This is a genomic window from Azonexus caeni (assembly GCF_048146105.1).
GTDB lineage: Bacteria > Pseudomonadota > Gammaproteobacteria > Burkholderiales > Rhodocyclaceae > Azonexus > Azonexus aromaticus_B.
This window is the reverse complement of sequence record NZ_JBKJAD010000001.1, coordinates 297886-315944: the sequence shown is the minus strand read 5'-3', so window position 1 is coordinate 315944 and position 18059 is coordinate 297886. Positions and strand designations below refer to the sequence as shown.

Annotated in this window: 15 protein-coding genes; 11 read left to right on the top strand and 4 right to left on the bottom strand. The window is 66.5% G+C overall.

Annotated features, from left to right (window positions below; genetic code table 11):
- The first annotated feature begins 15 nt into the window (after positions 1-15).
- From hypB to hypE, 6 genes are all read left to right on the top strand, one after another.
- The gene (gene hypB, locus ACLIIZ_RS01360; RefSeq protein ID WP_416690405.1) at positions 16-1098 is read left to right on the top strand and encodes a hydrogenase nickel incorporation protein HypB; all 1083 of its coding nucleotides are present in this window, start codon (positions 16-18) and stop codon (positions 1096-1098) included.
- Positions 1095-3521 (top strand): carbamoyltransferase HypF, encoded by a 2427-nt coding sequence (locus ACLIIZ_RS01355; RefSeq protein ID WP_416690404.1) that lies wholly within the window; start codon positions 1095-1097, stop codon positions 3519-3521. Before hypB ends, ACLIIZ_RS01355 begins: the two co-directional genes overlap by 4 nt.
- Positions 3518-4015: a [NiFe]-hydrogenase assembly chaperone HybE gene (gene hybE / locus ACLIIZ_RS01350; RefSeq protein WP_416690403.1), complete on the top strand. Its 498-nt coding sequence runs from the start codon at positions 3518-3520 to the stop codon at positions 4013-4015. The genes ACLIIZ_RS01355 and hybE overlap by 4 nt, the downstream gene beginning before the upstream one ends.
- A gap of 21 nt (positions 4016-4036) precedes the next feature.
- Positions 4037-4285 (top strand): HypC/HybG/HupF family hydrogenase formation chaperone, encoded by a 249-nt coding sequence (locus ACLIIZ_RS01345; RefSeq protein ID WP_341744018.1) that lies wholly within the window; start codon positions 4037-4039, stop codon positions 4283-4285.
- On the top strand, positions 4285-5412 hold the full coding sequence (gene hypD / locus ACLIIZ_RS01340; RefSeq protein ID WP_416690402.1) for a hydrogenase formation protein HypD: 1128 nt from the start codon (positions 4285-4287) through the stop codon (positions 5410-5412). The genes ACLIIZ_RS01345 and hypD overlap by 1 nt, the downstream gene beginning before the upstream one ends.
- A gap of 605 nt (positions 5413-6017) precedes the next feature.
- Positions 6018-7070, top strand: coding sequence for a hydrogenase expression/formation protein HypE (gene hypE / locus ACLIIZ_RS01335; RefSeq protein WP_416690401.1), 1053 nt, complete (start codon positions 6018-6020; stop codon positions 7068-7070).
- Between the two features lie 10 nt (positions 7071-7080).
- Here hypE and ACLIIZ_RS01330 read toward each other — a convergent pair whose 3' ends face one another.
- Positions 7081-7287: a hypothetical protein gene (locus tag ACLIIZ_RS01330; RefSeq protein ID WP_416690400.1), complete on the bottom strand. Its 207-nt coding sequence runs from the start codon at positions 7285-7287 to the stop codon at positions 7081-7083.
- A 170-nt stretch (positions 7288-7457) separates the two neighbouring features.
- On the opposite strand from ACLIIZ_RS01330, the gene ACLIIZ_RS01325 reads away from it, so the two are divergent.
- From ACLIIZ_RS01325 to ACLIIZ_RS01310, 4 genes are read left to right on the top strand one after another with little or no spacing between them, the layout of a single operon-like run.
- Positions 7458-9128, top strand: a complete 1671-nt coding sequence (locus tag ACLIIZ_RS01325; RefSeq protein ID WP_416690399.1) for an enoyl-CoA hydratase-related protein — start codon at positions 7458-7460, stop codon at positions 9126-9128.
- The gene (locus tag ACLIIZ_RS01320) at positions 9125-10609 is read left to right on the top strand and encodes a sigma-54-dependent transcriptional regulator (RefSeq protein ID WP_416690398.1); all 1485 of its coding nucleotides are present in this window, start codon (positions 9125-9127) and stop codon (positions 10607-10609) included. Before ACLIIZ_RS01325 ends, ACLIIZ_RS01320 begins: the two co-directional genes overlap by 4 nt.
- Positions 10606-11601, top strand: a complete 996-nt coding sequence (locus ACLIIZ_RS01315; RefSeq protein WP_416690397.1) for an NADH-quinone oxidoreductase subunit B family protein — start codon at positions 10606-10608, stop codon at positions 11599-11601. The genes ACLIIZ_RS01320 and ACLIIZ_RS01315 overlap by 4 nt, the downstream gene beginning before the upstream one ends.
- Positions 11598-13019, top strand: a complete 1422-nt coding sequence (locus ACLIIZ_RS01310; protein ID WP_416690396.1) for a nickel-dependent hydrogenase large subunit — start codon at positions 11598-11600, stop codon at positions 13017-13019. The genes ACLIIZ_RS01315 and ACLIIZ_RS01310 overlap by 4 nt, the downstream gene beginning before the upstream one ends.
- 22 nt (positions 13020-13041) lie before the next feature.
- Here ACLIIZ_RS01310 and ACLIIZ_RS01305 read toward each other — a convergent pair whose 3' ends face one another.
- Positions 13042-13623, bottom strand: a complete 582-nt coding sequence (locus ACLIIZ_RS01305; RefSeq protein WP_416690395.1) for a PIN domain-containing protein — start codon at positions 13621-13623, stop codon at positions 13042-13044.
- A complete protein-coding gene (locus ACLIIZ_RS01300) occupies positions 13623-14090 on the bottom strand; it encodes a helix-turn-helix domain-containing protein (protein WP_416690394.1) in 468 nt (155 codons plus the stop codon). Before ACLIIZ_RS01300 ends, ACLIIZ_RS01305 begins: the two co-directional genes overlap by 1 nt.
- 380 nt (positions 14091-14470) lie before the next feature.
- On the opposite strand from ACLIIZ_RS01300, the gene speG reads away from it, so the two are divergent.
- A complete protein-coding gene (gene speG / locus ACLIIZ_RS01295) occupies positions 14471-14995 on the top strand; it encodes a spermidine N1-acetyltransferase (RefSeq protein WP_416690393.1) in 525 nt (174 codons plus the stop codon).
- On the opposite strand, the gene ACLIIZ_RS01290 is transcribed toward speG, so the two are convergent.
- Positions 14992-17979 carry a PAS domain S-box protein gene (locus tag ACLIIZ_RS01290; protein ID WP_416690392.1) on the bottom strand — a complete coding sequence of 996 codons (2988 nt, stop codon included), beginning with the start codon at positions 17977-17979 and terminating at the stop codon, positions 14992-14994. The two genes, speG and ACLIIZ_RS01290, sit on opposite strands and share 4 nt — an antisense overlap.
- Positions 17980-18059: the final 80 nt, after the last annotated feature.

Genomic DNA, 18059 nt, shown 5'->3' with positions numbered 1-18059 from the left:
AACAAGGGGACAAGGATGTGTACAGTTTGCGGCTGCGGTGACGGCGAAATGAAGATCGAGGGCGGGGCGCACGCCCACCGCCATGTCCATGCCGACGGGACAGTGCATGAGCACGGCCACGCGCACGATCACGAACATGCGCACAGCCACGACGGCGAAATCGCCGGCGCCCACGGCCACGCGCACACGCACGCCGACGGCACGACGCATGTGCACGAACACGTCCATCAGGGCGAACACGCGCACGATCATGGTCACCACCACCATGGACATGATCATGATCACGCGCATGGCGAAACGCACCACCACCACGGCGACCTCGACTACGGCAGCGGCCCGGCGCGTGCCCATGTGCCCGGCATGAGCCAGGCGCGCATGGTGCAGATCGAGCGCGACATCCTGTCCAAGAACGACGGCTACGCAACGAAGAACCGCGCCTGGTTCGACGAGCACGGCGTCTTCGCGCTCAACCTGGTGTCCAGCCCGGGCTCGGGCAAGACGACGCTGCTGGTCAAGACCATCGAGGCGCTGCAGGCTCGGCTCGCCATCGCCGTCGTCGAAGGCGACCAGCAAACTGCCAACGACGCCGAGCGCATCCGCGCCACCGGCGCCCCGGCGCTACAGATCAACACCGGCAAGGGCTGCCACCTCGACGCGCACATGGTCGGCCACGCGATGGAACGCCTGCAGCCGGCCGACGGCTCGCTGTTCCTGATCGAGAACGTCGGCAATCTCGTCTGCCCGGCCGCCTTCGACCTAGGCGAGCAGCACAAGGTGGCGATCCTCTCGGTCACCGAGGGCGAGGACAAGCCGCTCAAGTACCCGGACATGTTCGCCGCCGCTGACGTAATGCTGCTCAACAAATGCGACCTGCTGCCCTACCTGCAGTTCGACGCCGACCTCGCCGAAGCCAACGCCCGGCGCGTCAATCCCAAGCTGACCGTGTTCCGCGTCTCGGCGACGACGGGCGAGGGGATGGCCGACTGGCTGGCCTGGATCGACGCCGGCGTCGCCACCCAGCGCGCCCGTCTGGCCGACAACGTCGCCGCGCTGAAGGCGCGCATCGCCGACCTGGAGCGACAGCTGGCGGCCAAGTGAGCGCTCGCCTGCTGCACATCCGCGGCCTCGTCCAGGGCGTCGGCTTTCGCCCCTACGTCTGGCGGCTGGCCGGAGAACTCGGCATCGCCGGCTGGGTGCGCAACGACGGCGACGGCGTCACGCTGCTCGCCGCCGGCGCCCGGCTCGACGACTTCCTCGCCCGCCTGCCGCGCGAGATCCCGCCGCTCGCGCGCATCGACGCCATCGACAGCGGCCTCAGCGACGAACGCCCGGCGCCCGGCTTCGTCATCCGCGACAGCGTCGCCGGCGCGGTGCGCACCGCCATCGGCCCGGACGCAGCGATCTGCCCGGACTGCATCGCCGACCTCTGCGACCCAACCAACCGCCGCTGGCGCTATGCCTTCACCACCTGCACCCACTGCGGCCCGCGCCATACCGTCAGCGCCGGCATTCCCTACGACCGCGCCCGTACCAGCCTGGCCGCTTTTCCGCTGTGCGCGCCGTGCGCCGCCGAATACACCGACCCGGCCGACCGCCGCTTCCACGCCGAAACCACCTGCTGCCCCGACTGCGGACCGCAGTTGCAACTGCTCGACGGAAATGGCGCCGATCTTGCCGGCGGTGACGATCCCATCGCCGCCACGCTCGCCCTGCTGCGCGCCGGCCGCATCGTCGCGATCAAGGGTCTAGGCGGCTTCCATCTCGCCTGCGACGCGCGCAATCCCGACGCCGTCGCCGAACTGCGCCGGCGCAAGGCGCGCGAGGCCAAGCCCTTCGCGGTCATGGGCCTCAACCCCGGCGCGCTCGCCGCTTTCGCCGAATTCGGCGACGGCGAGCGGGCGCTGTTCGCCGATCTCGCCGCGCCCATCGTCCTCTGCCGCAAGGGCGGCGAGGAACTGGCCGGCGTCGCCCCCGGCCTGCCCTGGCTCGGCGTCATGCGCCCGGCGACACCCTTGCATCTGCTGCTCTGGCACGAAGCCGCCGGCCGTCCTGCCGGCACCGACTGGCTCGGCGAGGAAAACGACCTGCTGCTGGTGATGACCAGCGCCAACCCGCAGGGCGAACCGCTGGTTACCGGCAACGCCGAAGCCTTGCTCCGCCTGAACGGCATCGCCGACGCCTTCCTGATGCATGACCGCGACATCGTCGTCCGCTGCGACGATTCGGTGGTGCGCGCGGTGTTTCTGGCACCGACCGGCCCTGGCGACGCGCCAGCGGAGCCGCTGCCCGAAAAACCGGCGGTCGACGACGATCTTCCCGGCGCAGCGCCAGGCGCCGTGCCGCCCCGCTCACCGGCCGCGGCAGGCCATCCTGGCTTCACGCCAGCCTTCCTGCGCCGGGCGCGCGGTTACGTGCCGCTGCCCATTCCGCTCGCCGCCGACGGCCCGCCGGTACTGGCGCTCGGCGCCCATCTGAAGAACGCCGTCTGCGTGCTGCGCGGGCGCGAGGCTTTCGTCTCGCAGCACATCGGCAGCCTCGACAACGCGGCGACGCTGGCTTTTCTCGAAGAAACCGTCGCCCACCTGCTCGCCGTGCTCGACGTCAAACCGGCGCTGATCGCCCACGATTTACATCCGGACTACGCGTCGACCGCGCTGGCCCTGCGTCTGGCCGGCGAACTCGGCGTGCCGGCGCGCGCCGTCGGCCATCATCACGCGCATGTTGGCGCGATCTGCGCCGAACAAGGCGTCAACGACCCGCTTTTAGGGCTGGCGCTCGACGGCGTCGGCCTCGGCCCGGATGGCGGCGCCTGGGGCGGTGAACTGCTGCGCGTCGACGGCGCCGACTGTCGCCGCCTCGGCCATCTGCGCCCGCTGGCCCTGCCCGGCGGCGACCGTGCGGCGCGCGAGCCATGGCGGATGGCGGTTGCCGCGCTGCACGGCGCCGGCCTCGGCGAGCGCGTCGCCGGCTGGCTGGCGCGCACCTGGCCGGAACGCGAGGCCGGCCCGCTGCTGACGCTGCTCGACCGGCAACTGCGCTGCCCGCCGACCTCCAGCCTCGGCCGCTGGTTCGACGCCGCCGCCGGCCTGCTAGGCGTGCGCGACGTTTCGCGCTACGAAGGTCAGGCGGCGATGGAACTCGAAGGCCGGGCGGCGGCGCACGGACCGCTCGAACCCTTGGCCGGCGGCTGGCGGATAGCCGGCGGAGTGCTCGACTTCTCGCCGCTGCTGCCGGCGCTGCTCGACTGCCGCGATGCCGGCGCGGGTGCCGCGCTATTCCACGCCACCGTCGCCGCCGGCCTCGCCGAGTGGGCGATGCTTGCGGTCGACCGTGAAAAACTTGCGAAAATGGCGGTCGGCGGCGGCTGCGCGGCGAACGCGATCCTCCTCGACGCGCTGCGCCGCCGTTTGACGGCGGCCGGCATCGAAGTCCTCGAAGCGCGCGCCGTCCCCGCCGGCGACGGCGGTCTGGCGCTGGGCCAGGCCTGGATCGCCCGGCAAATGCACGGAGACAAGGCATGAACGATCTGGCCAGCGCCGCCATCCACACCGACAACCCGGCGCCGCGCGTGCTCGCCCGTTACCGGCGCTGGCAGGCCGCGCTGAACGGCGGCCACCCCGGCCTCTCGGTCGACATCGCCGGCTTCCGGCGCTATCGCGGCGACTGGATCGGCGCCGTCGTCACCCCCTGGTTCATCCACCTGCTGCTGCTCCCCGGCGGCGGCGAACTGTGGCGCGAGCTGCCGGTCGAACAGACACTGCGCGTCGGCTTCCCGGCCGGCGATCTCGACCTGATCAGCGAACGCAGCGACGACGCCGACCTGCCGGCGAGCTTCTTCGTCCCCATCCTGGCGCCGGTCGACGAACTCGCCGACCAGGACTCCGCACTGCGCACCGCGATGGACGCGCTGCACCTGCTTTTCGAACCGCCGGCCGCCGCGCCGACACCCACGAACCCCGAGCCGCAACCGGTCGACCGGCGCGGCTTCTTCCGCCGCCTGGCCGGGCGCGGTTGAACTCCCCCGAAAGGAAGCCCCATGTGTCTCGCGATTCCCGCCCAGGTCGTCGAACTGCGTGACGGCGACAACGCCGTCGTCGATCTTGCCGGCGTGCGCAAGGAAATCTCGCTGTCGCTGGTCGAAGGTGTCGCCGTCGGCGACTACGTCATCGTCCATGTCGGCTTTGCGCTGAACAAGCTCGACCCGGAAGAAGCCGAGCAGACGCTCAAGCTCTTCGCCGAAATGGGACAGCTGACCGCCGATGGCGACGGCCTGACGCTGCACTGATGAAGTACATCGACGAATTCCGCGACGGCGACGTGGCGCAGAAGATCGCCGCCAGCATCCGCGCCGAGGCCGATCCCACCCGCAACTACCATTTCATGGAATTCTGCGGCGGCCACACCCACGCCATCTCGCGCTACGGCGTCAGCGACCTGCTGCCGGCCAACGTGCGCATGATCCACGGCCCCGGCTGCCCGGTCTGTGTGTTGCCGATCGGCCGCGTCGACCAGGCCATCCGCCTGGCGCTGGATGAAGGCGTGACGCTATGCACCTACGGCGACTGCCTGCGCGTGCCGGCTTCCGACAGCCTGTCGCTGCTGAAGGCGAAAGCGAAGGGCGGTGACATCCGCATGGTCTATTCGAGTGCCGACGCCGTGACATTGGCGCAGAAGAACCCGGACAAACAGGTCGTCTTCTTCGCCATCGGCTTCGAAACGACGACGCCGCCCACCGCAGTAGCAATCAAGCAGGCCGCCGCGCTCGGTCTGAAGAACTTCTCGGTCCTCTGCTGCCACGTGCTGACGCCGTCGGCGATCTCCAGCATCCTCGAATCGCCGGAAGTGCGTCAGTGGGGTACCGTGCCGCTCGACGGCTTCGTCGGCCCGGCGCACGTGTCGACGATCATCGGCAGCCGGCCCTATGAATTCTTCGCCGAGGAGTACCGAAAGCCGGTGGTCATCGCCGGGTTTGAGCCGCTCGACGTGATGCAGGCGATCCGCATGCTGATCCGCCAGGTCAACGAAGGCCGCGCCGAAGTCGAAAACGAGTTCTCGCGCGCTGTCGACCGCGACGGCAACCTGAAGGCGCAGGCGCTGGTCGCCGAGGTTTTCGAGATGCGCAAGCACTTCGAATGGCGGGGTTTGAACGTTTTGCCGTACTCGGCGCTGCGCATTCGCGGCACGTTCGCCGAATTTGACGCGGAGAAGCGCTTTCCTGTGACCTATGCGTCGGTGGCGGATCACAAGGCTTGTGAATGCGGGGCGATTTTGCGTGGGGTGAAGCGGCCGCAGGATTGCAAGATCTTCGGGACGGTGTGTACGCCGGAGAATTCGGTGGGGTCGTGCATGGTGTCGTCGGAAGGTGCCTGTGCGGCGCATTACACTTATGGGCGGTATAAGGATGTGGCCTGAGCGGCTGTTTTTTCCTGCTTGCCGACGGACGGCTTTCGCTTCTGATGCGCTGGGTTCCGCGCCTGACGCGCGGGCGTACTTTTTCTTGTGTGGCCAAGAAAAAGTAGCCAAAAAGAAGGCCACCCCCAGGTCGGCGCCGGGCTGCGCCCGGTCCCTTGCGCTACTCGGCGCGCCGGGCGGCTGCGGAACTCGGCCCTGCGGGCCTCAGACAGTCCTCGCCGACTTCCCCCGGCACGCCTGCGTTGCTCAGCGCCTCTCAGGGGGGCCCCGAAAACCAGCGGCATGCGAAGGGTTGCGGTTGAAAGAGCGCCATGCTTTCAGCAGCGATCGGTTTGCCGGACCCCTTGGGAGGCGCCGAGCAACGCAGGGCCTGGCGGATAAAGGGCGAGCACTGTCTGAGGGGCAAAGCCCCGAGTTGCGCAGCCCCCGCCAGGACCGAGTAGCGCAGGGGACCCGCGTAGCGGGCGCCGACCTAGGGTCGCCTTCTTCTTTGGCTACTTTCTTCTTGGCGAAACAAGAAGAAAGTACGCCCGCCGGGCAGCGGCGGAAAACAGCGGATCAACAAACCCAACCGCCCCCAAGAACCCACAGCCAAACCCAAAACCATGACCACCTCCCGTAAACCCTACATCCGTCCCCTCGACCTAAAACACGGCCAGGTCGATATGGCCCACGGTTCCGGCGGCCGGGCGATGGCGCAGTTGATCGACGAGCTGTTCGCCCGCCACCTCGGCAACGAATACCTCGGCCAGGGCGACGACGGCGCCGTGCTGCCGCTGCCGAGTGAAGGCCGATTGGTGATGGCGACTGACGCCCACGTCGTCTCGCCGCTGTTCTTCCCGGGCGGCGACATCGGCTGCCTGTCGGTGCATGGCACGGTCAACGACGTCGCGGTGATGGGCGCCAGACCGCTTTATCTGGCGGCCAGCTTCATCCTCGAAGAGGGCTTCCAGCTCGGCGATCTCGCCCGCATCGTGCAGAGCATGGCGGCGGCGGCGAGCGCTGCCGGGGTGCCGGTGGTGACCGGCGATACCAAGGTGGTCGAGCGCGGCAAGGGCGACGGGGTGTTCATCACCACCACCGGCGTCGGCGTCGTGCCACCGGGGCGCGAGTTGTCCGGGCGGCGGGCGCGGCCGGGCGATGTGATCCTGGTTTCCGGCACGCTCGGCGACCACGGCATGGCGATCATGGCCGAGCGCGAAAGCCTCGGTTTCGAGTCGCCGATCGTTTCCGACACTGCGGCCCTGCACGGGCTGATCGAAACGCTGCTGGCGACAGGCGCCGATCTGCGCGTGCTGCGCGACCCGACGCGCGGCGGGCTGGCCACAACACTGAACGAGATCGCCCGCCAGTCGGGCGTCGGCATGATGCTGCAGGAAAAGGCCCTGCCGGTGAAACCGGCGGTCAATGCGGCTTGCGAACTGCTCGGGCTGGACCCGCTTTACGTGGCGAACGAAGGTAAATTGATCGCGATCTGCGCGGCGGCGGACGCTGAAACAATGTTAACCGCCATGCGTTCGCACCCGCTGGGCGTCGACGCCGCAATCATCGGCCAGGTGCACGCGGACGATCACCATTTTGTCCAGATGACCACCGCTTTCGGTGGTCGCCGCATCGTGGACTGGCTGTCCGGCGAACAACTGCCAAGAATCTGCTGAGGCGAGGAATTCAGTGTCGTTCGGCGATCATCAGGCTGCTGACATCATCCACTTCGAGCATCACCAGCTCGCGGGCATCGGCGAGATTGTCGGCATTGCGCACGTAGAACAGTTCGCGGCTACCATCGAGATAGCGGACGGCGGCGATGTATTCGACCCGACGCTGAACGACGGGTTGAACCCGGGTGCGGGATGCCTTGCGTTGCGTTGCAGCCATGATGTTGTTCTCCCTGTGACATTTTTGCGCATCGTAGCGAATGGCAAGTCCCTGAAAAATAGCGCGAAGGTCATAAACGCGCTGTTTTCTAACGCGAGCACCGTGGAAAACGTGGCCACAAAACCTTCCATGATGAAGAGATGATGAAGAAAAATCCCTGCAGCATGCGCATGTTATTCCTAACGCATAGCTTCAACAGCCTGACCCAACGCCTGCTCAGCGAACTCGCCGCCCGTGGACACGCCATCAGCATCGAGCTGGACATCGCCGATTCGGTAACGGAAGAGGCTGTTTCCCGCTTCCGCCCCGACCTGGTGCTGGCGCCCTTCCTGAAGCGGGCGATTCCCGAGTCGGTGTGGTCGGTCGTGCCCTGCTTCATCGTCCATCCCGGCATTCCCGGCGACCGTGGCCCGGCTGCGCTCGACTGGGCGATCCAGCGCGGCGAGACGCGCTGGGGCGTCACCGTGCTGCAGGCCGAGGCGGAAATGGACGCCGGACCGGTCTGGGCCTCGGCGGAATTCGCGATGCGCCCGGCAAGCAAGGCCTCGCTCTACCGCAACGAAGTCACCGAAGCAGCGGTGCGCGCCGTGTTGCAGGCGGTCGACCGTTTCGCTGCCGGCAATTTCCAGCCACAACGCGTGCCCGGTGCCGCGCATCCGGCGATCCGCCAGGCCGACCGCCAGATCGAGTGGACAACGCAATCGACCGCCGACGTCCTCGCCCGGCTGCGCGCCGCCGACGGTTTTCCCGGCGTCGCCGACGAACTCTTCGGCCAGCCCTGCCAGCTCTTCGACGTCTGGTCGGAAGGGCGCCTGCGCGGTGCGCCGGGAACGCTGCTGGCGCGCCGCGAGACGGCACTGTGCCGGGCGACCGCCGACGGCGCGGTATGGATCGGCCACGTCAAGAAACCGGGCGGCATCAAGCTGCCGGCGACCGTCGCCTTCCCGGAAGCCGCCGAATTGCCTGAGGCGCCGCTGGCCGGCTGCTGGCAGGCCGACCATCCGACCTGGCAGGACATTGCCTGGCGCGAGGCCGACGGCGTCGGCTTCCTGTCCTTCCGTTTCTACAACGGGGCGATGGGCACGGCGCAGTGCCGCCGCCTGACCGAGGCCTTCGGCTGGGCGACGACGCGACCGGTGCGGGTAATCGTCCTCGACGGCGGCGGCGACTTCTGGTCGAACGGCATCCACCTCAACCTGATCGAGGCCGCCGACAGCCCGGCCGACGAATCCTGGGCCAACATCAACGCCATCGACGACCTGGCCGAGGCCATTTTGCGCTGCCAGACGCAATTGACCGTCGCCGCCGTCGGCGGCAACGCTGGCGCCGGCGGCTGTTTCCTGGCGCGCGCCTGCGACCGGGTCTGGGTGCGCGACGGCGTCGTCCTCAATCCGCACTACAAGAACATGGGCAACCTCTACGGTTCCGAGTTCTGGACCTACCTGCTGCCGCCGCGTGTCGGCGCCGACGGCGCCCGGGCGATCATGCAGCACCGCCTGCCGATGCCGGCCGCCGAGGCAGTCGCCTGCGGCTTCTACGACGCCTGCCTGCCGGCGCCCGGCTTTGCCGTCGATGTCGCCCGGCGGGCGCTGGAAATGGCGCAGGCGCCGGATTTCGCCGCGCAACTGGCGGACAAGGTGGCGCGCCGGGCCGCCGACGAAGCCGCGAAACCGCTGGCGCAGTACCGGGAAGAGGAACTGGCGGCGATGCGGCGCAATTTCTATGGCTTCGATCCGGCCTACCACGTCGCGCGTTATCATTTCGTCCATAAGAGCCCGCATTCGTGGACGCCGCGGCATCTCGCCCGGCACCGCGACCTCGACTGGATAATCCCCGCATGAATGCCCCCGTGTTGCGCCGCCTGCCTGCCGTCCTCGTCATCGACGACGAGTTGCGTTCGCAGGAAGCGCTGCGCCGCACGCTGGAAGAAGATTTCGAAGTGTTCTGCGCGTCGAGCGCCGACGAAGGCTGGGAAATCCTGGAGATGGAGGAGGCCACTGCCGGCATCCGCGTCGTCCTCTGTGACCAGCGCATGCCCGGCACCACCGGTGTCCAGTTTCTCAAGGAAGTCCGCCAGCGCTGGCCGGACATGGTCCGCATCATCCTTTCCGGCTACACCGACGCCGAGGACATCATCACCGGCGTCAACGAGGCCGGCATCTGGCAATACCTGCTCAAACCGTGGCAGCCCGAACAATTGCTGCTGACCCTGCAACGCGCCTCGGAAGTCTGGCGCCTGCAGCAGGAAAACCAGCGCCTGTCGCTCGACCTGCGCACGGCCGAGCCGACGCTGCGCCGACGCGTCGAACACAAGCAGGAAAAGGCCCGCAGCGCCTTCGGCCTGGCCGGTCTGGTGCGCGCGCCGGGCAGCCCGCTCGACCCGGTCTGCGCCCTGATCGCGCGCATCGCCCCTTACGACCTCTCGGTGATGGTCACCGGCGAATCGGGCACCGGCAAGGAAATGGTCGCCCGCGCCATCCACTACGAGAGCAGCCGCGCCGACAAGCCCTTCATCACCGAAAATTGCGGCGCCGTTCCCGACACCCTGCTCGAATCCGAACTCTTCGGTTACAAGCGCGGCGCCTTCACGGGCGCCGTCGACGACCGCATCGGCCTGTTCCAGCAGGCCGATGGCGGCACGCTCTTCCTCGATGAGATCGGCGAAACCAGCCCTGCCTTCCAGGTCAAGCTGCTGCGCGCGCTGCAGGAAGGTGAATTCCGCCCGCTGGGCAGCAACAAGGTGGTTTCCGTCGACGTGCGGGTGATCGCCGCCACCAACCGCGACCTCGAAGAAGACGTGCGCACCGGCCGCTTCCGCGAAGATCTCTATTACCGGCTGGCGACCATCCCGGTGCATGTACCGCCGTTGCGCGAGCGGCCGATGGACCTGCCGCTGCTCGCCGCCCGCCTGCTCGAACAGAGCTGCGCGACGCTGGGCAAGCGCGTGCGCGGTTTCGCCGAGGCAACGCTCGCCCGCCTCGCCGCCTACCCCTGGCCGGGCAACGTGCGCGAACTGCAGAACGAGATCCTGCGCCTGGTCGCGCTTGCCGACGACGAACTGCTCGGCCCCGAACTGCTCTCGCCACGCCTGTTGCAAGGACCGGCGACAGTGGCGCAGGCGAGCGACGAATGGACCGACGGCCTCTCCGGCAACCTGCGCGAGCGCATGGACCAGCTCGAACGCCGCGTCCTGCTGGCGGCGATGCAGCGTCACCACGGCAACAAGTCGCGCGCCGCCAACGAACTCGGGCTGTCGCGCGTCGGCCTGCGCGCCAAGCTGGCGCGCCACGGCCTGGCCGACGACGGGAAGGCCGACGAATGAAAGTGCTCTGGCTGCAAAGCGGCGGCTGCGGCGGCTGCACCCAGTCGCTGCTCTGCCACGAGCCGCGCCCGCTGTTCGACGAACTGCGCGGCGCCGGCATCGAGTTCGTCTGGCATCCGGCGCTGTCGGAAGCCAGCGGCGAGGAAGCGCTGGCCATCCTCGACGACTGCGCCAGCGGCCGCCGCGAATTCGACGTCCTCTGCATCGAAGGCGCCATGCTGCGCGGCCCCAACGGCAGCGGCAAGTTCCACCTGATGGCCGGCAGCGGCCGGCCGCTGACCGAATGGGTGCAGCGCCTGGCCGAACGCGCCAAATGGGTCTTCGCCATCGGCTCGTGCTCCGCCTGGGGCGGTTTTTCGGCGAACACGCCGGGCAATCCGCTCGAAGCCTGCGGCCTGCAGTACGACACCGACACGCCAGGCGGCCTGCTCGGCAAGGCTTTTCGTTCGTCCGGCGGGCTGCCGGTGGTCAATCTCGCCGGTTGCCCGACACATCCGGGCTGGATCGTCGATACGCTGGAAAAGCTGGCGCTCGAAGGACTGAGCGCCGCCGACCTCGACGAGGTCGGCCGCCCGCTGCTCTACGCCGAACAACTGGTGCACCACGGCTGCCCGCGCAACGAGTTCTACGAATTCAAGGCGAGCGCCGAAAAGCACTCCGACCTCGGCTGCATGATGGAAAACCTCGGCTGCAAGGGCACCCAGGCGCACGCCGACTGCAACACGCGACCGTGGAACGGCGTCGGCTCCTGCCTGAAAGGCGGCTACGCCTGCATCGCCTGCACCGAGCCGGGCTTCGAATCGCCCGGCCACGCCTTCCAGGAGACCCCGAAGCTGGCCGGTATCCCGATCGGCCTGCCGGCCGACATGCCGAAAGCCTGGTTCGTCGCACTCGCCGCGCTGTCCAAGTCGGCGACGCCGAAACGGGTGCGCGACAACGCCGTCGTCGACCACACCGTGGTCCGTCCGGGCGTGAAAAAGGGCGGCAAGTGAAGCGGATCCAGGTCGGCCCCTTCAACCGCGTCGAGGGCGACCTCGAGATCGGCCTCGACGTCGACGCCGGTCGGGTTGTCGCCGCGCGCGTCAATTCGCCGCTGTTCCGCGGTTTCGAGCAGGTCCTGGTCGGCCGTCACCCGGCCGACGCGCTGGCCGTCGTGCCGCGCATCTGCGGTATCTGCTCGGTCGCCCAGTCGGCCGCCGCCGCCAACGCGCTGAGCCGGCTGGCCGGCGTCATGCCGCCACCGAACGGCGAACTCGCCGGCCGCCTGGTCCTGGCGGCCGAGAACCTGGCCGACCACCTGACCCATTTCTACCTCTTCTTCATGCCGGATTTCTGCCGCCCGGCCTATGGCGACCGGCCCTGGCACGCCGCCACCGCCGAACGCTTCACGGCGCAGACCGGCAGCGCCGTCGCCCCCTGGCTGCAGGCGCGCGCCCGGCTGTTCAACCTGGCCGGTTTCCTCGCCGGCCGCTGGCCGCACACGCTGGCGCTGCAGGCCGGCGGCAGCACCAAGGCGATCGGCGCCGGCGAACGCATCCGCATCCAGGCGCTGCTGCGCGAGTTCCGCGCCTTCGTCGAGGAGCGGCTGCTCGGCGACCGCCTCGAAGCCTTCGCCGCGCTGCCCGACGCCGACTCCCTGCACGCCTGGGCCGCCGGCCGCAGCAGCGACGCTGCGCTGTTCCTGCGCGCCGCCAGCGACCTCGGCCTCGATACCATCGGCCGCGGCAGCGAGCGCTTCCTCTCCTACGGCGCCTACGAACTGTTCCCGGCCGGCGTCTGGCAGCCCGGCGGTAAAACATCCGCACTCGATACCGGCCGGATCGCCGAAGATGTCAGCCACGCCTGGCTCTACGGCGACGCGCCGCTGCCGCCGGCCGAGGGCGAAACCCGCGTCGAAGCCGACAAGGCCGGCGCCTACACCTGGTGCAAGGCGCCGCGCTACGCCGGCGAGGTCGTCGAGACCGGCGCGCTCGCCCGCCAACTGGTCGCCGGCCAGCCGCTGCTGCACTCGCTGGTCGCCCGCCACGGCGGCAACGTCGTCGCCCGCATCGTCGCCCGCCTGATCGAAGTCGCCCGCGTCCTACCGGCGATGGAGGACTGGCTGCGCGCGATCGAACCCGGCGCCCCCTTCTGCCTGCCGGCGCCGCTACCCGACAGCGGCCACGCCGTCGGTCTCGTCGAAGCCGCGCGCGGCAGCCTCGGCCACTGGCTGAGCGTGAAACGCGGGCGCATCGAGCGCTACCAGATCATCGCCCCGACCACCTGGAACTTCTCCCCGCGCGACGCCACCGGCACCCCCGGCGCCCTCGAACAGGCCCTGGTCGGCCTGCCCGCCGGCGACGGCGCACCGCCGACGGTGCAGCACGTGGTGCGCAGCTTCGATCCGTGCATGGTGTGTACGGTGCACTAAGCAAAGAGCCAGCCCCGGAAATTCAGATCAACTCGATTCGGTCTCGGAGCCGTTGGGCAGTCAGCAAAAGCTTGTTTTTCTCGAAGGCCGCGCAGAAATCTTCTGCTGTTGCTTCAGGTCGTCGCCAGCGCTGGCGCATTGCCTTCAACGCAGCCAATGACTGATATTCGTCAAGGTCGAGTTGATTGATGATGAAACTATCGGTATCGATTACTTCGATCCCATAGTTGCTCATGACTGATCTGTCGAACCCCCAAATGTCGTCGGTTACTATGCAGTCAGCGTGACCAACAATGGCCGCCGCAAGGACATGCCTGTCGTCCATGTCTGGCAGCGTCAAGCACCCTATAAGGTCGCTAATCCCTTGCTCACAGACTTCCCAGTCAGGTACTGAGCGACGCATCTGATCTTTGCGTCGAATAATTTCAGCCACCTTCTCAGGCATATTCTCTTTTAGGTGGCCGACCCACTCGTTTTCGATACGTTCGCTCCACTTGGCTGCAAATAGACCGCGAGTGCACAACGACATCAGTACGTCGGTTTTGAGCATCCCGTAGAAGACGCATGCGTCAATTACAGCGGTGTAGCGAACGTGTCCGGCCATCAGTAGTCGCCTAATTCCTGCGAAAGCTGCGATAGCTCATCAAGCGCAGCCTCGCGAGAGGCTTGTATCTGCTTTGCGTACTCAAGCAGATCGGTTAGCAGGATTCTCCGATGAGACCCAACCATGCGATGGGGAATGCGACCCGCGTCAATTTCCTTGACGACGAATGGGCGAGAGACATTCAGAAAGTTGGCCGCTTCAACGGTCGTTAATTCCTGCTTCTCCGGCATGAGCGTGAATGGCCGCCCCTCGCTCATCAGGCCTAGCAGTTGGCCAATCAGACGAAGTGAAGCCGGGGGCAACTCTATCGGCGGCATATCCCCATTTTCACTTTCCAGCTTGATCTTGACTGCCTTCGAGCGATCCAATGCTTCCATGATGCAGCGCTGCGCAATACGCGCAAGTTCCATATCCGTTTTTGACGGCGGAGGCGCGGCCGCCTCACGTTCCCTCTTTAATGTTTTCATTTCGTTATTGCTCCGTGCGTGGCACCCGTCTATTGCGGGGTAAAGTGGCCTTAAGTGGGCAAACGTGACCGTAAATGAATTAAACGCAATAAATGCAATAAGCGCAAGGGTGATCTCGTATTTTTTAACAGAGCGAGCAGGGCTTTAACTATGCCTATGGGTTTGATGGCGCCAATTTCGCGTTTACAAAATCGTTCGCTAAGCCCCTGATTCTTTGTGTTCGTGATGGTGTGTATTCAGCGCTTCCAAACGATTTCCGAGGTGCCACAACTCGTTGTCTGGAATGCGGAAACATGAATCCTTTCGGCTACGCATGGTGTGTACTGTCCACTAGACCAGCGGCGTAGAATCCGGAGGGTCTCCCATTCACTGGAGTCCCCATGCCGGAAACCCTGATCCTGCGCCCGCTGGAGCGCGAAGACCTGCGCTTCGTCCATGATCTGGACAACAACGAAACGGTCATGCACTACTGGTTCGAGGAGCCTTACGAGGCTTTCGTCGAACTCGCCGATCTCTACGACCGCCACATCCACGACCAGAGCGAACGCCGCTTCATCGCCGAGGTCGGCGGCGAACGCGTCGGCCTGGTCGAACTGGTCGAGATCAACCACATCCACCGCCGCGCCGAGTTCCAGATCATCATCGCGCCGACCCACCAGGGCAAGGGCCACGCCACGCAGGCGACGCAACTGGCGATGGACTACGCCTTCACCGTCCTCAACCTGTACAAGCTCTACCTGATCGTCGATTGCGACAACGAACGGGCCACCAACGTCTACCGGAAACTCGGTTTCTGCGAGGAAGGGCGGCTGCGCCACGAATTCTTCGTCGGCGGTGAATACCGCGACGTGTTGCGCATGGCTGTTTTCCAGCCCGATTACCTGAGTGCCCGCAAAAGCCGTTAGGCGCTTGCGTCCCCCTGGCCAAGCCATTGGTGGAGCTTGGCGAACAGGGTTTTCGGCACCACCGGCTTGGCGATGAAATCGTCCATGCCGGCGGCCAGGCATTGTTCGCGGTCTTCGACAAAAGCGTTGGCGGTCATCGCCACGATCGGCATCGTGCCTTTCGCACCCAGCGCGCGGATGGCACGGGTGGCATCGAGGCCGTTCATCTTCGGCATCTGCACGTCCATCAGCAGCAGTGCATAGTCGTTCGCCACGACAGCGGCGAGCGCGGCCTCGCCGTCCTCGGCCAGATCGATGCGCAGGCCGCTATCCTCGAGCATCTGCAGGGCAATCTCCCGATTGACCGGCTCATCCTCGACCAGCAGGATGCGCTGGGCGGCAAAGCGCGGCATCAGCGTCTCGTCATCCGTTGGCCATGCCGGCGAAGCGTTCGCGGCACGAGGCAGGCAGACGGTCATCCAGAAGCGGCTGCCCGCGCCGGGCTGACTCTCGACGCCGGTCGTACCGCCCATCATCTCAGCCAGCTTGCGGGTGATCGCCAGTCCCAGCCCGGTCCCGCCATAGCGCCGGGTCGGCGAGTTGTCGGCCTGTTCAAAGGCCTGGAACAGACGCGGCTGGTCCTGTTCGGCGATGCCGATGCCGGTGTCGCTGACCGTGAAACGCAATCTGGCCGATGCTTCGGACAACTCGATCAACTCAACATCAATGCCGATGTCGCCATGTTCGGTGAACTTGATCGCATTGGCGACGTAATTGAGCAGAGCCTGTTGCAGGCGGACCTGATCGCCGAGCACCGTCGGCAGTTGATCGGGAAGCCGCGTCGTCAGATGCAGGCCCTTTTCGGCCAGTTTGCCCTGCAGCATCGAGGCGATGTTGGCGAGCAATTGCGCCACATTGATCGGCGCCGCCTCGAGCGCGAACTTGCCGGCCTCGATCTTCGACAGGTCGAGCACCGCGTTGATGATGTCGAGCAGGTGCTGGCTCGCCGTTTCCAGCTTGTCGAGACGATCGCGCTGCCGCTCGTCGAGGCCGCTCTTGCGCAGCATGTAGGCCATGCCGGTGATGGCATTGAGCGGCGTGCGGATCTCGTGCGACATATTGGCCAGGAAGGCGCTTTTCGCGACGTTGGCCGCCTCGGCGGCTTCCTTGGCCAGGCGCAGGTCGGCCGTTCGTTGCTCGACCAGGCGTTCGAGCTGCTGGTGGTGCTGCGCGAGCACCTCGGCGGCTTCCTTTTCCCGGGTGATGTCGTAGCAGAAACCGATATAGCCTAGAAAATTGCCCTTGCTGTCGTAGCGTGGGTTGCCGTCGTCGCGGATCCAGCGGTATTCGCCGCTGCGATGACGCAGGCGATATTCCATGGAGAAGGGCAGGCGCTGCTCGAAATGCGCATCGTAGATGGCAAGGCAGCGTTCAAAATCGTCGGGATGCACGCCTTCCGCCCAGCCGTTACCGAGTTCCTGACGCAACGCGCGCCCGGTGAATTCCAGCCAGGGCTGGTTGAAATAGTCGCAGCCCTTGTCGAGGCCGGAAGTCCAGATCAGCGCACTGCCGCCGTCGGCCAGGGTACGGAAATACTGTTCGCTCTCGCGCAGGGCGGCTTCCGCCAGCTTGCGCTCGTTGATGTCGGCAATCACGCCGACCAGACCGATCAGCTCGCCGTCCGGCGTGAGCAAGCGGCGGCCGGTGAGATGCCCCCAGAACTGCGTGTGATCGCTGCGCCAGTACAGGCGTTCGAGATCGACCGAATCGATGCTGCTGGCCAGCAGGGCAAGCATGCGTCCACGCCCGATTTCGCGCTCGCTGGGGTCGATCAGGGAAACGTATTCGGCACCGGTCAACTCGGCACTCGGGGTCTGGAACATTTCGGCCATGCGCTCGTTGGCCCGGGTGATCCGGCCGGCCGGGTCGACCAGGAAGATGGCAACGCTGGAGGCCTGGTAGATTTGTTCAAGCAGCGCCTCGTTGGCTTTCAGATTGCGGCTGTCGACCAGATGGCGCAGCCAGAAACGATGGATCAGCCAGCCGGCGAACAGGGTGAAGAACAGGAAAGCCGTCAGCAACAGGGCCGTCTTGCGCACTTCCATCCACCAGGCGTTGAGGTAATCGTCCGGCGAAACACCGAGCATGATGATCGCCGGCATGTTGCGGACGCGCTGGTAAACATAGCGCCGATTCTCGCCGTCGGGCGCGACCGGGGTATAGAACTCACCGCGCTGCGCATCGTTGCTCCAGGCCTGACGGAATTCCGGAGAGACACCGCGATCGCCGGCCTCGCCAGCCCTTCCTTCAACCGCCGGATAACGGGTGATCAGGCGCAGTTCGAGGTCGCGGATGACGGCGGTGCCGCGTTTGCCCAGATCTAGATTGGCAATCAAGTCATAAAACCAGTCGATCGGCACCGCGGCAACGATGACGCCGCCAAAACTGCCGTCGGCCTGCCGCCAGCTACGCGTGAAGGGAAGCATGCCACGCTTCGAGATGCGCCCGACGGCAATCGGCGCGGCGATGTAGAGTTCGCTCGCGGCTGCCGCGCGTTGCCGGACGAAATACTCGCGGTCGGCGTAGCTCGGCGGACGCGTCGGATTGATTCCCTTGCCCCAGCGCACCGCACCGGCCGCGTCGGTCACCCGGAAGGCATCAACCTGGGGCAGGCGCTCCGACTGCGTCTGCAGCAGGGCGTTCAGGTCGGCATCGTCGAGCCGGCGATGGCGGCTCTCGCGTTCCATGTAGTCGGCGATGTTGAGCAAGGCGAAATCGATCTGGCGCACCGATTCGGCCAGGTTGTTCTCGAGCAGGCGGGCCAGATTGCCGGTGTTGGCCCGCATCGATTCCTCGATGTGGGCGCGGCCATCGCGCAGGTTCTGGATGGCCAGCGCGGTGACCAGCACATTGAGCAGAACAATCACGACAAGCAGCCCGCGCCCGAAGGCCAGACGCGCGAAGCCCGTCTTCCCTGCCGGCATCACCGGTGTCTGGGCTGGCATGCTCGTCGCCTCCTCTGCGCTTGTCGTTATCCGCGCAGATTACACCCGTCGCGACGCTACGCGCCAGCCGGGCGAGCCGA